Genomic DNA, 15,504 nt, shown 5'->3' with positions numbered 1-15,504 from the left:
AATCCCTACGTCGGCATTATCCGAATCAGGTGTGGAAAAATTTCCCGGGTATCATCTCAGCCGCTATTGCAGCACCCCATTGAGGACACAAATTTGATGTTTTTTAGCGACAATAAAAAATAATTCAGCTATTCTTTTACCACAAAAGAAACAAAAGATCTTTCGTATGACTTAGATTTTGAAAAGAAAACATAAATTCAGATTTTGCAGATTTTAAAAACTGCCCGCATCTTAATACGATCCATTTACAAACGGATAATTCTGTATCTTTGCTTTATTAAAAATATCCAACCGGTTTTTTGTAATAATTAACTATCAAATAAAGCAGGCCAATCTCAATGAAGAAGACAATAAAAAGAACGTTCAGAGTTTCAAAATATGTAATCTATAAAGAGACTCTGGTTGATTACAAGGAGCATTTCTGGTCATTTTTAGGTGCTTTTTTCGGAATTGGACTGATTGCTTTTATGCAGTCTCATTCTTTAGCACAAACAGAAAATATATTTCTGATTGGTTCGTTTGGGGCATCCAGTGTTCTTATTTACGGAGCTATTCAAAGTCCGCTGGCCCAGCCAAGAAACTTGGTGGGTGGACATGTGCTTTCTGCATTAGTTGGTGTTACGGTTTATCAGATTGTTCCGGATATTATATGGCTTTCTGCCCCATTGGCGGTAGCCTTTTCTATTGTCTTGATGCAGTATACGAAAACCCTGCACCCTCCGGGTGGAGCAACAGCACTTATTGCAGTAAGTTCTACCGGAAAAATTCCGGAATTAGGGTATTGGTATGTTATCTCTCCGGTTCTCTCGGGGTGTATTATCCTGCTGCTTGTGGCTTTATTCTTTAACAATATAACGCCAAACAGGAGTTATCCTTCACACAGCAGTTTTATGAGATTGCTAAGGAAAAAACATGCTCATGGACACAAAGTGAAAAATTAAAAGTTATGAATTGCCTGGAATGTGGTGAAAAAATTATCGGAAGGTCTGATAAAAAATTCTGCAATGATGCCTGCCGAAACGCCTATAACAATAAGCAGAACAAGGATTCTACGAACCTGATGCGAAATATCAATAATAAGCTCCGCAAGAATTACAGGATTCTTACGGAAGTAAATATTGATGGCAAAACAAAAGTTGCCAGATCCAAATTGGAAAGTCTGGGATTTGATTTCGATTATTTCACCAATCTGAAAATTTATAAAAACGGCTCTGAGTATAAGTTTATTTATGATTACGGTTACAAAATTTTAGAAGAAGACTTTGTTTTGATTGTTAAAAATCAAGCATAAATATACCTCACCAACACAAAATATATTCCTATGAAAGAAGTTGTTTTGATTACCGGAGCAAACGGTCTGATTGCAAAAGAACTGGCAAAAAAAATAAGCAATGAATACGATGTAAGATTTCTTACCCGGAAAAAAAGACAGGCAAACGAATATGAATGGGATCTGAGAAAAGGAACCATTGATGAAGCAGCCTTCGAAAATGTCTCACATATCATTCACCTGGCTGGCGCTAATATTTCAGAAAAGCGATGGACAGCGGAAAGAAAAAAAGAACTGATTTCCAGCAGAGTGGATTCTGCCACGTTATTACGAAATACTTTAAGAAAAAGGGAGATTAAACTAAAATCTTTTATTTCTGCCTCAGGAATCAATTTTTACGGAACCAATACTACAGAAAAAATATATTCTGAAAATGACCCTCCCGGACATGATTTCCTTAGTGAGGTTGTGGTTCTGTGGGAATGTGCTGCCGATCATTTTAAGGAACAAAACCTTGCGGAAAGAGTGGTCAAAATCCGTACAGCGGTTGTTCTTTCTGAAAAGGAAGGGGCTCTAAAGAAAATGCTTCCTCCAATACAATATGGTATTGGTTCTGCTTTGGGAACGGGAAACCAGTATATGGCATGGATTCATATTGAAGATATTTGCTCCATTTATGATTTTGCTTTAAAAAATCATGCCCTTCACGGAGCTTATAATGCTGTTTCCCCTCAGCATGCCACCAATGCTGATCTGACAAAAAAGATCGCTGAGGTTCTTCATAAACCCTTGTTTATGCCCAACGTTCCCACTTTTGTTTTAAAAATGTTATTTGGTGAACTGGCCAATGCTATATTGGAAGGTTCAAGAGCTTCTTCACAAAAAATTCAAAATACAGGTTTTCAATTCAGATTCCCAGATCTTAAAAATGCTTTAAGTGATTTGTTAAAAATTCAATAACTCTCAATAATACTATGCAAAATCCTAATATTACTATTTTAAAAACAGATATTTTATCTGACAACTGGTATACTTTAAACAAAGTTACTTTCACCGTCCGCAAAAAAGACGGAACTACTGAAACCCAAAGCAGAGAAGCCTATGACCGTGGAAACGGAGCTGTTATTTTGCTTTATAACAAAGTTTCAAATTCTGTTATTCTGACCAGACAATTCAGATTACCTACTTATATTAACGGAAATACTTCCGGAATGCTTATTGAAGCTTGTGCCGGACTTTTGGATAATGATAATCCTGAAGACTGCATCAAAAGAGAAACAGAAGAGGAAACAGGATATAAAATTTCTAAGGTTGAAAAGGTATTTGAAGCCTATATGTCTCCCGGTTCCGTAACGGAAATTCTTCATTTTTTCATCGCTGAATATTCCAACGAAATGAAGATTAATGACGGTGGCGGTCTTGAAGAGGAAGGAGAAAATATTGAAGTGCTGGAATTATCTTTTGATGAAGCTCTTACTATGATTGATACCGGAGAGATTAAAGATGCAAAGACAATGATGCTGTTACAGCATTTGAGGATTAAGGGGATTTTGTAAAACTTTATTTGCTATGCTTTGAAAACATATATTTTAATATGACAGAACAAGAAATAAGGGAACTCATTCAAAATGAATTAACCAATAAAGAATGGGGATTTACCGAACAAGTATTGGAAATACATACTCCCGTTTATCAGGATGGAAAAATTATTATTGAAAATATTGTAGATGATAATAATGAGAAAATCGTTTATCTTCCTATCGTTGATGAACATTTCTACCTTGCTTTTTGGATTCATACAAAGAATAAAGAAATTATAGGAATTTCCATAGAGCCTGGAGTTTCAATTTATTATAAAGCCATTTCCGAAAATTATAGCAGTAATGATCTCAGAGACATCACTCGTTTAGAAATTACCAAAAGTTGGAATAAAGACGACCAGAGAAAATCTAATGCCGGAAGTTACGGTTTTAGCTGTATTATGATTGAAGCTGATAAAAAACCTGATGTATTTGAAAGAAAACTTGACATTCTGCTTTCTGAACTGATGAAAGATCCTGATGGAGTCAAAAAATTATCTGATCTGGCAGATACAACCATTCAGGTCGTTATTCATTATCACAATGGAAACGGGATGATTGGCGGCCCGTCTTTATCAGATAAGAACATAAAAACATTAGCTGATCTGAATCTTTCCATTGATTTTGATTTTTATATTTCAGGAAATCAGTATATTTCTTAATACCTAATTAAAACATCTATGCTTCAGGACCAAATTACCCTAAAGAACCGCTATAACGACTTCATCAGAAAAGTAAGTGAAACAGAAACCGTATATGGTTTAAAAGACGATAAAGGATATGCTACCTCCTACTCCAATGATCAGGAATATGAAGATGGAGAACCGGTTCAACTCATTTGCTTCTGGTCGGATGCTGCAAGAGCAAAATCATGTGTAGACAAAGAATGGAATCGTTATGAAGCTACTCCTATTTCACTTCATGAATTTTTAGAGAACTGGTGTCTGGGAATGAACAGTGATGGTTTACTTGCAGGTATTAACTTTGACAGCAACCTTTTGGGGTACGAAGCTGAACCTCTAGAACTTGTTCTCGACATCATTGAGGAACTTAAGAACAACAGAAAGTCTTTGATTCTAAGAAAATTTGACCATCTTGAGGATATGGAAAATCAGATCAGAAAGGTATTAAAAGACTAAAAAAAGATTCATGGTAAAATCGTTGGGAATAAAGATTGCTAAAATTATGGCAGTGCTTTCGGTATTTATTTTCAGTATTCTGATGCTGAAAACAATTTCCCAATATACGACACTTGATAAAACAGTGGGATTTCTTGCCTTTAAACAGCAAGTAGTCAATAACCCTTATTGGATGGCCTTTTTCTATATCCATATCTTTTCAATAACTCTGTGTCTTTTGGCTGGTTTAACTCAATTTTCGCCCCAGTTTCTGAGAGAGAACAGAAGTTTACATAAAATGATCGGAAAGGCTTATGTTTACAACATTCTTATCATCAATGTTCCGGCCTGTTTTGTACTGGGATTATTTTCAAACGGCGGATTAATAGGAATTACAGGATTCCTGACTCAGGATATTCTTTGGGCTTATTTTACGATAGCTGCTGTACTTTCTATTAAAAAAGGAAATATTATCAGGCATAAAAACTTTATGATTTTAAGTTATGCTGTGACAACAACTGCTATTACTTTCAGAATCATTAAGAATCTGTTTTATAATGAAAAGCTTCATGATTATGAGCTGTTCTATGGTATCAATGTATGGCTCGCTCTTGTTATTAACCTGTTGATTGCCTATTACTTTCTTAAAAGAAGACTTCCTCACTATCGCTGAAAACTGACATTCGTAAAGAAAATATAAAAACTCAGAAAGGAGATCAGAAAAAAAGCTCCTGTAAAGATTAAAATATTAAGCAATTTTCTATACCTGTGGTTTTGAGTCCATCGGTTACAAAAGCGCATCACTACATAAGAAATCCCTCCAAAAATGCCAATTACAAAAAGGAAAAATAAAAAGACGATAAGGTAAATCCAATCAAAATGCATGTATATTTTTTTAATTAATTATCTGGAAAAATCAAGAGTGCCCAGGAAAATAAAAACGCTGATGTATGACAATAGGAGAAATGATATGATGAATATGATTGTATTAAAAATCACTTTATACTTGTGATCTTTAGTCCAGCGGTTACAAAAGTTCATGATAAGAAAGGAAATTACTCCAAAAACAGCAACAACAAAAAGAAAGAAAAAATAGATCATGGTTATACTATTAATATTGTAAAGCTATTATTTTTAAAATTAAAAAGACATACCAAACACAAATATCCCCAATTTCAGCTATAAATAACCCTAATCTGACATCTAAGAATTGTGAAAGAATTAGTATTAAAAACAAAAAATTATGAAGATCAATAACATAGACCACATTGTATTAACCGTAGCAGATATCGATAAAACAATAGAATTCTATACCGAAATCATGGGATTTGAAGTGGTAACCTTTGGAGATAACCGAAAGGCGCTGACTTTTGGAAATCAAAAGATCAACCTGCATCAAAAAGGCCATGAATTTGAGCCTAAAGCTGAACATCCCACCAGTGGTTCTGCAGACCTTTGCTTCATTGCCCAAACAGATATTCTGGATGTTCTGGAAGAACTGAAACAAAAAAATATAGAAGTTATTGAAGGAATTGTAGACCGCACAGGCGCTGTAGGGAAGATAAAATCTGTTTATTTCCGTGATCCGGACCAAAACCTCATTGAAGTGAGCAACTATTCTTAGGTTAAGAACCGCAAATACACCAATAAAATGATTCTACGTTAAACTATAAACCTATGTTTGTTAAAACTTACGATCATATTTCCATTTCGTTATCCTCTCCAAACTTTTTCCAATACTGGTACTTTTCTGGGTCAGCAAAGTCCGGATCTTCTTTATAGAAATATAAAAGCCTTCTCAAAGCTGTATTATAATGGGCATACTCCAAAGATTTTTCATAGTGTCTGATTGCTTTTTTAGGGCTTATTTTCACCCCTAATCCTTCATCATAGATAATTCCGTAATAAATATCGGAATATGTACTTTGAGTATCTTTTTTCAAATAGCGCTGAAGGTTGGCATAATCACCTTTCTGGTAATAGATTTCGGCGAAGTTTTCATCGTTATAATAGAACTTCTTTTCTGCCTGTTTATAATAATCCAGTGCCAAATCATAATCCTGTAAAACATATTCACCATAAAAATACAGGAGCCCAAGGTTCTGCAATGCCAAACCGTCTCCTAATTCTGCAGATTTTCTGAAACATTTTAAAGCCTTTTTAATATCCTGAGGATACCCAACTCCACTCTGATGATGATAACCCAGATTATTCCATGCAATGGCATGATTCTTAGAAGCTGCTTTTTCATACAAGGCAAGCCCCTTCTCCAGATCATAATACTCAGGATATTCATTGTGAACATAAATATATCCAAGTTCCACCATCATATCTGTGTTTCCGCGGCTCACTCCTATTTCATACAGCCTCACAGCTTCTTCAATTTCACCTTCTTCAATATATTCTTCAGCCCCCGACATCAGGGTTGCATCATCAAAATGTTCCTCATAACCAGATCCCTTCTGTTCAGTCCAAGCCTTATAAAAATCCAGAAAATATCTTTGATCTTTTCCACGAAGGTTATTTCTTTTTTCATACAAAGTTCCCAGCTGATGATCAGAAACTTTATGCAGCTTTCTTTCAGTATCAAGAATAAACATTTCAGAGCCTTTATAAAGGCACAGCATCTGTTCATTATAATCTATTCCTTCACCGATATAGTCATAAAAATAGCTTCGGGCTTCCGTCTCCTGGTCAAAATAGAACATCCCGTTTGAAGTGGTTACCCGGAAAATCTCTTCCCTGCAAGACTCTATTTTTTTATATTCTTTGGATGAAGGGAGCAGCCAACGGTCTTCCGCAGCATTATACAAGCCCCAGCCATTTTCATCAGATAACAGAAATACATCTTTCATAAACTGGGTATACCAATCTCTGTGAATATTTTCAATGGTATGTTCTTTTAACCTGTATTCACCGGATTTTATATCATAAATATACCATTGCTTAGCTTTCTTATAAGCAAAAGAAGTATAGTCGCCATTCAGAATCATCATGGTATCTACTTCCGTATCCAGAAGAGTTCCATCAGCTTTTATAATGCTGATTTTTTTCTGAAATTTATTTGGTTTAGCCCAATAATATCCTTCTCCAATTTCGCCCAATACTTCTTCCGGATGTTCTCCCAGGAAAACGCCTTCAAATGTGTAAAAAGCTTTTTTGGATGTTCCTTTCAGTGAACGATAAATCAATTCTGAATAATTAAACTCAAAAGGTTCATCAAAACCTTCTTCTATGATGAGTTTATTGGATGCGTCAATGAGATGATACTTCCCTTCTTTTTTAGCATTAAAAAGATAGGCATGTCTTAACATTTCAAGCTCTTCATATTCACAGGGGATCACGATTTCTACGGTATCAATATTGACAAGTCCGCATAGATGATCAATTTCTATAATCCCATAATGCTTATTGTCTATAAAAAAAGAATCAAAAGCATCATCGTAGATGCATTCAACAAGTACTTTACCATCGTTTCTCAGGTATCCGTACTTGCCGTTTTTCTGTGCTACTGCAATCCCCTCTTCACTAAAGGCAAATATTTCTTCGTAAACAGGCGGTGTTATGATATTTCCCTTTTTGTCTTTCAATCCCCAAAGACCATTATCTTCAAAAGGCTCCGAAATGTCTTTATACAAATCTTCATTCCAGTAGCCAAGGCCATAAACAATCCAGTCTGTTTCCAGCATCTCTAAAAAGGAACCATATCCCCTTCTGGCTACAATCTCTTTTTCCAGCCAGCCCAGATTCTGCTTAGACATTGCTTTATCATATAGCTTACTTTTTTCCTTAATTTCCAGCACCCAGTTTTTGGCCTGATCAGAGTGTTTTTCTTCACTCATATTGAAAACATCCCATCCGTTGATCATAAAGGAATCATAAGGAAGATCATCCAACATCTCAAACATTTTGTTGACCGGTTCATAATAGGCTTTTTTGTAAAGCAACTGAAAGTGCTCCCCCAACAATTGATAGAATGATTTCAGCCTTGCTACTCCATTTATTTTATCAAAGTACAGCAGTTTTCCTTTTGATCTTGGTTCGCAGGAGAATAAAGGAAGAAGTAATTCCGGGATTTCATAATTCCATTCTCCCAAATAGTGTGAATACTGGTCTCCTGTTTTGGAGTCTACATTATATACGTAAAGACGATGCGCCATTTTTTACCCTTTAATGATTAAAATCCGAATTTAGAAAACAGTCCCGGTTTTTTCCATGAAGCTTTATATTCATCTGCAATAGGATCATAATCTGCCACTGAACGTACCTGATCCAATATCGCATGAGCTTCTTTTACATTTCCAGCGTGATACAGGACAACTGCTTTTGACAGCTCAACACTTTCCACAAGATCGTCATAGCCCCATTCTTCAGCATTGTAGATGACAGTGAATCTTTCAGCAAGAGCTAGGGTTTGATCTTTATTATTCAGCTTTTCATAAACCCTCACTCCATAGCTTAGCCAAAGTACATATTCTTCAGGATCCATTGCCGATTCACAATCTGCATCATACTGACTGAATACAGAGGCAGCTTCCTGGTAATTTCCCTGGAGAAAATCACTTTTTACCATCATATAAATGGTCTTGGCTCTATCAAAAGCATCTAAAAGGAATTCTTTTTTATTCTCAAGATATCTTTTCGCTGCCAACGCTACTCTTCCATAGCTTTCTTCCTCGTTATAAATCTGCATCAGGGCAAACTGAGGATTAGCTTCCCCTGGAAAGCGCATTGCTACTTGTTCATAATATGATTTTCGAGTATTTAAATCCTGATTATCCAGATGTTGAAATAAAATTCCTTCCAATATATTTTTACCAGCTTCCAGGTCTCTGTAGTTGTCATCTTCAAGTTCCGGATTCTCTATGGTGTACTGATAAATAGAGGTAAGGACTTCTTGTGCTTCTCTTTGAACATCACTTGAACCCATAACTTCATGAAGCTGAATCTGCCGTGCTCTATAGTACAGAGTTTTAGAACAATAATCGTCGGATCCGCCATAAAGACTGAAATAGTTATTCAATGCTTCTTCAGCCCGTTTATGATCCCCTCCATCCATCAAAGCATCAATCAAGGTCAGGTGAAGTTCCATAAATTCTGAATAGGTAAGCCCTTCAGATGCTGTTGCAGCAGCAGCCTTATAATCTCCCAATACCCAATATTTAATGGCTAAATTATTACAACACATTGCTCTGGTATGCAGATCGTTGTGATAGTCACTTTCAAACCGATCTTCTTCAAAATATTTTCTGAATGCTTCATAGGCCTGCTCATATACAATACGACCCACTTCATGCCATTTCAGTTTATCATTTTCATCTTCTAATGCATCTATACATTCGTTCAGATAAACCCCTTCATTGTAAATGTCTGCGGGATAATCAGAAAATACTGGGATATTGGATAATACCGTTCCATTCAAAAGATATTCTGAATCTGCTCTTCTCCTCCAGGCCGTAGCATTGGATGATAGTTGCACTGCTTTTTCTAATAAAGGAATTGCTTCGGCATAGCGTTCGTTTTCATATAGGAATGTCCCTGCAAAATGATATCCTGAGAACAGTGCCGGATGGGAATTGATAACTTCAAGAGCATGATGGTAATAAAAATCTGCAGAAACGTTTAACAGATCATTATAATTTCTTTCAATAATTAACTGATAATAGAAAACATCAGGATTATTATTATATCCGTTTCTAATCAGTTCAGCAAAGCGTTGATGCCATTCTACCAGTTTTTCATGAACATGAACTGCTGAATTTTCACCTTTAATCGCCTTCAGCATCATTTTCAGTGAAAGATCAGGAGCGTTATTTTCAAATGCAATATCAGCAAGATTAATAAAGTCATACTCGTTACGGCTTACAAAAGTAATATGCTCCTTATCAATAAGGCCTGTAAGTTCCTCTCCAGAAACTATTTTTGTATGGTCTAGTAAATAAATCTTTCTGATCCAGTACAGCGAGGTGTTTTTGTCCCTGATCTCCCGGTTATCAGCATGTGCTTTTTTAGAATAATACATTGCAGCTTCAAGACTGTTCAAAAGCGCTTTATTTTCTTCCAGGGATTCATATATTTTAACCAAGAAATCATAGCCATACCCTACACAGTCCGGATCCTCCAGCATTCGTTCCGCATATCCTATAAACTCCGCCTTATTTTCCTGGGTGATATGCTTTTTTGTTCTGGCGATCTGCATCAGGGTATATTCATTTCCTAAAGGGTAATTCAGGATGTTGTACAGTGCTTTCTGATTGTTAGGGTTAATCTGAAGGACTCTTCGCAAGTAAGGAATAACATAATCACGGATGGCATCATACACCGCTTCATGTCCTTCGTGATAAACAATATCATGATAAGCTACTCCCATTAAAAATAAAACTACTTCCTCATCTTCGGGATGGGATAATAAGTATTGTTCTCCTTCTGCAATACACTGGTCCAGATCTCCTCTGTAAAACAGTTGTTCTAAATTGTGGTACATTATTAATATTTTGTTCTATAATTGAATCATTATATTCCCTTTCTGTCTCAGCAGAGATCAGAATTCATAATATAAGGGGTGCAAAATATAAAAAACAAGATGAAAAACAAATGACAGGCCCTATAAATCCCGGAAACCAGTGAGTAAATAATTCTGTTTTATCATCGCAATTGAAGTTTTAAATTTTAACTTTAACCCAAAATTCAAGAATATAAATTTTTCACCCATAAAAACATGAAAAAATTATTTACAGGACTTTCTTTGGCTTTATCTGTGGTAATGGTTGCTCAAAAGGCTCCTGCAAAAAAGAATTCGTTGGTTCTTTACAGTTATCAAACCTTTGGATGTGATGTTAAAGGGTATTTTGACCCTTCAAAATATAAAAAAGAAGAAATTGATGGTACTTACAAGCTATTATTTCCTTTAACATGGTCTCCGTTTACTTCTCTTATTGTTTTCAGCCCGGCGAAATTTGATCTGGTTCGCAGCAATAACATCCAGCTTTTGCAACAGACTGAAAAGGAGTATCTGGAACGAAAGAAAGTACTTGAAGAGCTCAAACTCATAGATCTTCCGATATGGAAAAAGCAGTACGAGGAAGCGCTTGCACTTCTGGAAAATGAATACCTGCTCAATAAGGCTCTTCTTATGGGATATGCAGATCCGCAATCTCTTCGGAACAGCAAATTTTACAACACCTGTAAAGAATATGTGGATGCCATGACCACCAAGGATAAAGAAAAAATGTATTCTGTATGGAAAAGTTTATTTGAACCTAAAAAAGGAGAAGAACCTTATCAGGGAACAAAAGACTCTTTTAATGCTAAATGGAATGACCCAAGAAAGGACGATTATGCTATTATTGATCTTATGAACGCTTTTAATAATTGCGCCATCCATAGTTTCAGAACCAAAGCTGATCAAGAAAACACTTTATTTAAAACTTTTGAGAAGGTGGTTTTTGTCAAGCTGAAAAGAGATTGTGATGAACCTTAAATTTTTGTAAAGCCTCCTGTTTAAAGCAAAAAATTAAAATTCTCATTAAATAATAAAAATAACTGTATAAAATTGTTTAAATTCTTTAGTTTTCAAATTTAAAGCCTTAATTTTGCACTGAAATTTTAGAAAATTCGGATTCTTTCTACAACTATGCGCATGGAAAAAATGATGGTCGGGCTCTCCCTGGCTTTATCTGCTATTGTTTGGGGACAAAAAGGCCCTGTAAAAACCAATCTGACACCGTACAGCTATCAGACCTTCAATTGTGATAACAAGGGATATTTTGATGCGTCTAAATATGAAATTGAGGAAATAGACGGGGTTAACAAACTTTTATACAAGTTTAATGGGGTTCATTTTGATACGAATCCTATTTTCAAACTTTCCAGCCTTGAAGAAGTCCGTAGAAACAAAGATCAACATCTTGAAAATCTGGAAAGACAGTATCAGGAGAAAAAAGAAGAGCTTTACAGCCTTAAAGTCATCAATCAGCCAGTTTGGAAAAAGCTGCATGAAAATGCCATTCAAACTTTTGAAAACGAGTATGAACTGAACAAAGAAGAAATCATTGCTTTTTCAGATCCTACCACCCTTAAAAACAGTAGATTTTACGAAACCTGCAGAGAATCCATTGATGCCATATCTTCTCCCGACAGAGAGAAAATGTTCGCTTCATGGAAAACTTATACTGAGCTTAAAAGCAAAAACAATGCAGACCCAAAAGGAGTTATGAATCGTTTCAATGCTAAAATGGAGGATCCGCAAAGAGAAGATTATGCATTAATCGACATGATTGGCCTTAGTTTTCACAACTGTGCCAACAGCAGCTTCAGACAGAGACGTGATGATGAAGGAACAGTGTATAAGGATTTTGACAGGATCTTTACAAAACTGAAAAAAAACTGTGATGAGCCTTAATAGGGTTCTCCCATTTAAAATATAATAGCAGTACTCATTTTTTGGGTACTGTTTTTTTATTTAAAGTGTCTGCATCCGGTTTTTAAAAGTTCCTGAGTGTGAAGAAGGGTTAAGGGAAGGTTAATGAAGCTTCCTTTCTTTGTAAAGATCATCAATACCTTTATTTTTACTGCAATAACCTGTAAAACTTCTCTTTTATGAATTTCAAATACTTTTTTTTAGCCACATGTTTCAGTATAGCTGTATCAGCACAAAAGCAACCCACCCTTATTCCTTTCTCACTGGAAAATAATTCTGTTTATCTGCACTGCAAGGTAAACACAGTTGATAACGTCAAATTTTTGTTTGATACAGGAGCAGACGGATCTGTTATCAATATCAACTCAAAGAAAAAGGTAGATTTGAAAATTGACGGAAAATCTGAAAACAAAGGCTCAAACGGAGTAAATACGGTTGATTACAGCAGTCATAATACCGTTCAGTTCGGAGACATAAAAAAAACTGATGTTTCGTTTACCCTCATTCCTTATGGAGAGGTTAGTTTTGATGGTGTTTTCGGAACAGATTTGATGAAAGGCAAGATCATTGAAATTGATTACCATAAAAATGTGATCCGGTTTTATGAGGAAAATGACCCATTTATTGATTTTTCAGGATATGAAAAAATGAAGCTTCATCTCATAGATAATTATCCTGCTGTGGAAAGCTCAATAACAGTTAATGGTAAAGAATATTCAGGATTATTTGGACTTGACAACGGTGCTGATGACGCTCTTACCATTGCTTCTCCCTATGCCAGAAAGAATTCTTTAGCCAACACCATGAAAACGATAGGGAAAGCTACTGCACAGGGATCGGATGGTTCTGTTTATGAAATGCCTGTAGTGCTTTGCCCATCTATTACTTTTGCCTATAAGTTCCTTTACAATGTCCCGATTACACTTTCCAGCTCTACAGAAGGCATTGATGCTTCAGAGAAAATGGCAGGCTTTTTTGGAAATGCTTTCTTAAAAAGATTCAATACGATTATTGATTTTAAAAACCAGTCTATTTATTTTAAGCTGAATAAAAATTTGTATTTAGAATTTTAAAAAAAGTTTACAAACACACTGAATATCAATTAAAAACAACCAAATCACACTATATAAGCAATATCTCATATATTAATTATGAACCTCCATTTTTAGATTACTAAAATTAAAAATATACATTTTATTTGAAAATATAGTAAAAATCATTAGTTTGCCAGTAAAAAATTAATGATTAATTATTTTAATGAGATTTGTGAATTCCGGCAAAATTACCCTATCATCCATGGAGAAACAATCAAAACAGATGACCCGATCCTCAATAATGTAAAAAAAGCACTTAACGGGTTTAAATCTGAACTAGAAAAGAAATATGGTATATTTAATAATATAAATTTAACAGTAAAAGAATCTAAAGGTGCAGCCAACTTTCCTCATATAACTCATGTATGTATCCTACCTCCTAATCAGAAAGTTTCAAATGGAATATATGTAGCAATTTGCTTTGATAAGACAGGAAAAGGTGCTGTAGTGGGTTGTGCTGAGTCTAAAACTAACCCTAAAGGATTAAACATTAAAATAAGAAAATCAAAAAGTCTAAATCCTAAAATTGATGTTGATGGAGGTGGGGATACAACTAAGTATAATAATGTTTTCGAAAATCCCAAAGAATTTTATTATAGATTAGAAAATGATTCAGATTTAGAAAAGCATATTAAAAGATCTCTAATTTTATGTTTTTATAATCTCGGTTTAATAAAAGAATCTGATTATTTACAAACAACTGATTACTTAACTTCATCAATTAATGAGTCTGAAATAAACTACTTTAATATAGAGAGTATACTAGACGATAGAAAAAAAATTGCGATTCAAATTTATGCTAGAAGAGGGCAAAAAAAATTCAGAGAAAAACTTATTAAGGCTTACAATAAAAAATGTGCGATCACACAATGTGAAATTATTGAAATGCTAGAAGCAGCACATATCTATTCTTTCAAAGGGTCTGATACTAATAAAACTCCTAACGGCATTCTATTACGATCTGATATCCATACACTATTTGATCTTGGGTTAATTAGCATAGATCCAGAAAACTATATGATTCACATCAGTAATAAAATTTCTCATGATGAATATTACGCTAAATTACATCAAACAAAGATCAGTTTACCAACAGAAACCCAAGACTATCCAAGCTCAGATTCTCTTAAGCATCACTTTGAAAATGTTTTTGACAAGTAAAATCTAGTATTTTATCCGATGGTCATTATTGATAATAATAAAAACAAATTAATAATGAATAAGTTACCGTTTTTTCAATTAAATTTCTTAATTTTGCACCCCGAAAATAAGAATTCAATTTATGAAACGAATAGGTGAACACAGAACGCTTCTTGGTGTAGATAAAAACGTAACTTTAAAAGAGTTAAAAACAATTTACAGGAATGCTATGAAAGATACGCACCCTGATAAATTCATCAACGATGAAGCTGGAAAACTGGAAGCAGAAGAAAAAAGTAAGTCTGTGATTGAAGCCTATCATTTCCTGGTAAGCATTAATTCTGAAACACAGGAAAAATATAAAGAAGAATATACAGAAACTGTTACCCAGTCTAATATTCAGGATTTTTACCTTGAAAAATCGATTTTAACGGTTCAGCATTTGAATGGAAAAAGCTATGAGTATATGGGAGTTCCAAGAAATACCTATATCAAAATGGTGAATGCAGATTCACCAAGCCGTTTCGCAAGAAGACATATCTATGGAAACTTTGTCTACAGAAAGTCCGGAGAGGCTATGGCAGACTAATTTCTTTCACTTACAATATATAAAGGCTTCCGGTTTATTCCGAAAGCCTTTTTATTGCCCTACATCGCCACTCATACACGAATAATCTGATACATATCTAAAATCTCCGGTGTGGTTTAATAATTTCGAACCACATAGCGACATAGAATAGAACAGCCTATAAAGCATCTTATATAATATCATTAATAAAATGAAATTCGTGTATTCTAAGACATATGCAAATTATATCTTGTTAAATTTACAAAAGGTTCCTCTCTTTTTACCACAGCAAATATTCTATAGATCAGTTTGCAA

At 34.8% G+C, this 15,504-nt stretch carries 15 protein-coding genes; 13 read left to right on the top strand and 2 right to left on the bottom strand.

Annotation, left to right across the window (positions count from 1 at the left end):
• The first annotated feature begins 338 nt into the window (after positions 1-338).
• From DRF65_RS24420 to DRF65_RS24385, 8 genes are all read left to right on the top strand, one after another.
• Entirely contained in the window at positions 339-941 is a 603-nt protein-coding gene (locus DRF65_RS24420; RefSeq protein ID WP_115973338.1) for an HPP family protein, read from the top strand.
• Positions 942-946: 5 nt separating this feature from the next.
• Entirely contained in the window at positions 947-1,291 is a 345-nt protein-coding gene (locus tag DRF65_RS24415) for a hypothetical protein (protein ID WP_115973337.1), read from the top strand.
• Positions 1,292-1,321: 30 nt separating this feature from the next.
• Positions 1,322-2,230 carry a TIGR01777 family oxidoreductase gene (locus DRF65_RS24410; protein ID WP_115973336.1) on the top strand — a complete coding sequence of 303 codons (909 nt, stop codon included), beginning with the start codon at positions 1,322-1,324 and terminating at the stop codon, positions 2,228-2,230.
• A gap of 14 nt (positions 2,231-2,244) precedes the next feature.
• On the top strand, positions 2,245-2,826 hold the full coding sequence (gene nudK, locus DRF65_RS24405) for a GDP-mannose pyrophosphatase NudK (protein ID WP_115973335.1): 582 nt from the start codon (positions 2,245-2,247) through the stop codon (positions 2,824-2,826).
• Positions 2,827-2,864: 38 nt separating this feature from the next.
• Positions 2,865-3,512, top strand: a complete 648-nt coding sequence (locus DRF65_RS24400) for a DUF4279 domain-containing protein (RefSeq protein ID WP_115973334.1) — start codon at positions 2,865-2,867, stop codon at positions 3,510-3,512.
• An 18-nt stretch (positions 3,513-3,530) separates the two neighbouring features.
• Positions 3,531-3,989, top strand: coding sequence for a DUF2750 domain-containing protein (locus DRF65_RS24395; protein WP_115973333.1), 459 nt, complete (start codon positions 3,531-3,533; stop codon positions 3,987-3,989).
• Between the two features lie 10 nt (positions 3,990-3,999).
• Positions 4,000-4,641, top strand: coding sequence for a DUF2306 domain-containing protein (locus DRF65_RS24390; protein ID WP_115973332.1), 642 nt, complete (start codon positions 4,000-4,002; stop codon positions 4,639-4,641).
• Positions 4,642-5,211: 570 nt separating this feature from the next.
• Complete coding sequence (locus DRF65_RS24385) at positions 5,212-5,592, top strand: VOC family protein (RefSeq protein WP_115973331.1); 381 nt, start codon at positions 5,212-5,214, stop codon at positions 5,590-5,592.
• Positions 5,593-5,665: 73 nt separating this feature from the next.
• On the opposite strand, the gene DRF65_RS24380 is transcribed toward DRF65_RS24385, so the two are convergent.
• Both DRF65_RS24380 and DRF65_RS24375 read right to left on the bottom strand, forming a co-directional pair.
• On the bottom strand, positions 5,666-8,128 hold the full coding sequence (locus tag DRF65_RS24380) for an SEL1-like repeat protein (protein WP_115973330.1): 2,463 nt from the start codon (positions 8,126-8,128) through the stop codon (positions 5,666-5,668).
• Between the two features lie 17 nt (positions 8,129-8,145).
• Entirely contained in the window at positions 8,146-10,452 is a 2,307-nt protein-coding gene (locus DRF65_RS24375; RefSeq protein WP_115973329.1) for a tetratricopeptide repeat protein, read from the bottom strand.
• A gap of 234 nt (positions 10,453-10,686) precedes the next feature.
• Here DRF65_RS24375 and DRF65_RS24370 point away from each other — a divergent pair, with 234 nt between their 5' ends.
• The 5 genes from DRF65_RS24370 (at position 10,687) to DRF65_RS24350 (ending at position 15,210) form a co-directional block, all read left to right on the top strand.
• Positions 10,687-11,448: a hypothetical protein gene (locus tag DRF65_RS24370; protein ID WP_115973328.1), complete on the top strand. Its 762-nt coding sequence runs from the start codon at positions 10,687-10,689 to the stop codon at positions 11,446-11,448.
• A gap of 159 nt (positions 11,449-11,607) precedes the next feature.
• Positions 11,608-12,369 (top strand): hypothetical protein, encoded by a 762-nt coding sequence (locus DRF65_RS24365; protein ID WP_115973327.1) that lies wholly within the window; start codon positions 11,608-11,610, stop codon positions 12,367-12,369.
• Between the two features lie 197 nt (positions 12,370-12,566).
• Positions 12,567-13,460 (top strand): retropepsin-like aspartic protease, encoded by an 894-nt coding sequence (locus DRF65_RS24360; protein WP_115973326.1) that lies wholly within the window; start codon positions 12,567-12,569, stop codon positions 13,458-13,460.
• Positions 13,461-13,628: 168 nt separating this feature from the next.
• Complete coding sequence (locus tag DRF65_RS24355) at positions 13,629-14,642, top strand: HNH endonuclease (protein ID WP_115973325.1); 1,014 nt, start codon at positions 13,629-13,631, stop codon at positions 14,640-14,642.
• A gap of 121 nt (positions 14,643-14,763) precedes the next feature.
• The gene (locus DRF65_RS24350) at positions 14,764-15,210 is read left to right on the top strand and encodes a KTSC domain-containing protein (protein WP_115973324.1); all 447 of its coding nucleotides are present in this window, start codon (positions 14,764-14,766) and stop codon (positions 15,208-15,210) included.
• The last annotated feature ends 294 nt before the right edge of the window (positions 15,211-15,504 follow it).

This window comes from Chryseobacterium pennae (genome assembly GCF_003385515.1).
In the GTDB taxonomy this organism is placed as follows: domain Bacteria; phylum Bacteroidota; class Bacteroidia; order Flavobacteriales; family Weeksellaceae; genus Chryseobacterium; species Chryseobacterium pennae.
The sequence above is the reverse complement of the archived record's forward strand: the minus strand, read 5'-3'. Positions and strand labels throughout refer to the sequence as shown.

Bases quoted from the DNA above. Each gene is read 5' to 3' on its own strand.
- DRF65_RS24380 (WP_115973330.1), bottom strand. From the start codon at position 8,128: ATGGCGCATCGTCTTTACGTATATAATGTAGACTCCAAAACAGGAGAC.
- DRF65_RS24385 (WP_115973331.1), top strand. From the start codon at position 5,212: ATGAAGATCAATAACATAGACCACATTGTATTAACCGTAGCAGATATC.
- DRF65_RS24350 (WP_115973324.1), top strand. From the start codon at position 14,764: ATGAAACGAATAGGTGAACACAGAACGCTTCTTGGTGTAGATAAAAAC.
- DRF65_RS24415 (WP_115973337.1), top strand. From the start codon at position 947: ATGAATTGCCTGGAATGTGGTGAAAAAATTATCGGAAGGTCTGATAAA.
- DRF65_RS24355 (WP_115973325.1), top strand. From the start codon at position 13,629: ATGATTAATTATTTTAATGAGATTTGTGAATTCCGGCAAAATTACCCT.
- DRF65_RS24360 (WP_115973326.1), top strand. From the start codon at position 12,567: ATGAATTTCAAATACTTTTTTTTAGCCACATGTTTCAGTATAGCTGTA.
- DRF65_RS24410 (WP_115973336.1), top strand. From the start codon at position 1,322: ATGAAAGAAGTTGTTTTGATTACCGGAGCAAACGGTCTGATTGCAAAA.
- DRF65_RS24390 (WP_115973332.1), top strand. From the start codon at position 4,000: ATGGTAAAATCGTTGGGAATAAAGATTGCTAAAATTATGGCAGTGCTT.
- DRF65_RS24370 (WP_115973328.1), top strand. From the start codon at position 10,687: ATGAAAAAATTATTTACAGGACTTTCTTTGGCTTTATCTGTGGTAATG.
- DRF65_RS24400 (WP_115973334.1), top strand. From the start codon at position 2,865: ATGACAGAACAAGAAATAAGGGAACTCATTCAAAATGAATTAACCAAT.
- DRF65_RS24420 (WP_115973338.1), top strand. From the start codon at position 339: ATGAAGAAGACAATAAAAAGAACGTTCAGAGTTTCAAAATATGTAATC.
- nudK (WP_115973335.1), top strand. From the start codon at position 2,245: ATGCAAAATCCTAATATTACTATTTTAAAAACAGATATTTTATCTGAC.
- DRF65_RS24395 (WP_115973333.1), top strand. From the start codon at position 3,531: ATGCTTCAGGACCAAATTACCCTAAAGAACCGCTATAACGACTTCATC.
- DRF65_RS24375 (WP_115973329.1), bottom strand. From the start codon at position 10,452: ATGTACCACAATTTAGAACAACTGTTTTACAGAGGAGATCTGGACCAG.
- DRF65_RS24365 (WP_115973327.1), top strand. From the start codon at position 11,608: ATGGAAAAAATGATGGTCGGGCTCTCCCTGGCTTTATCTGCTATTGTT.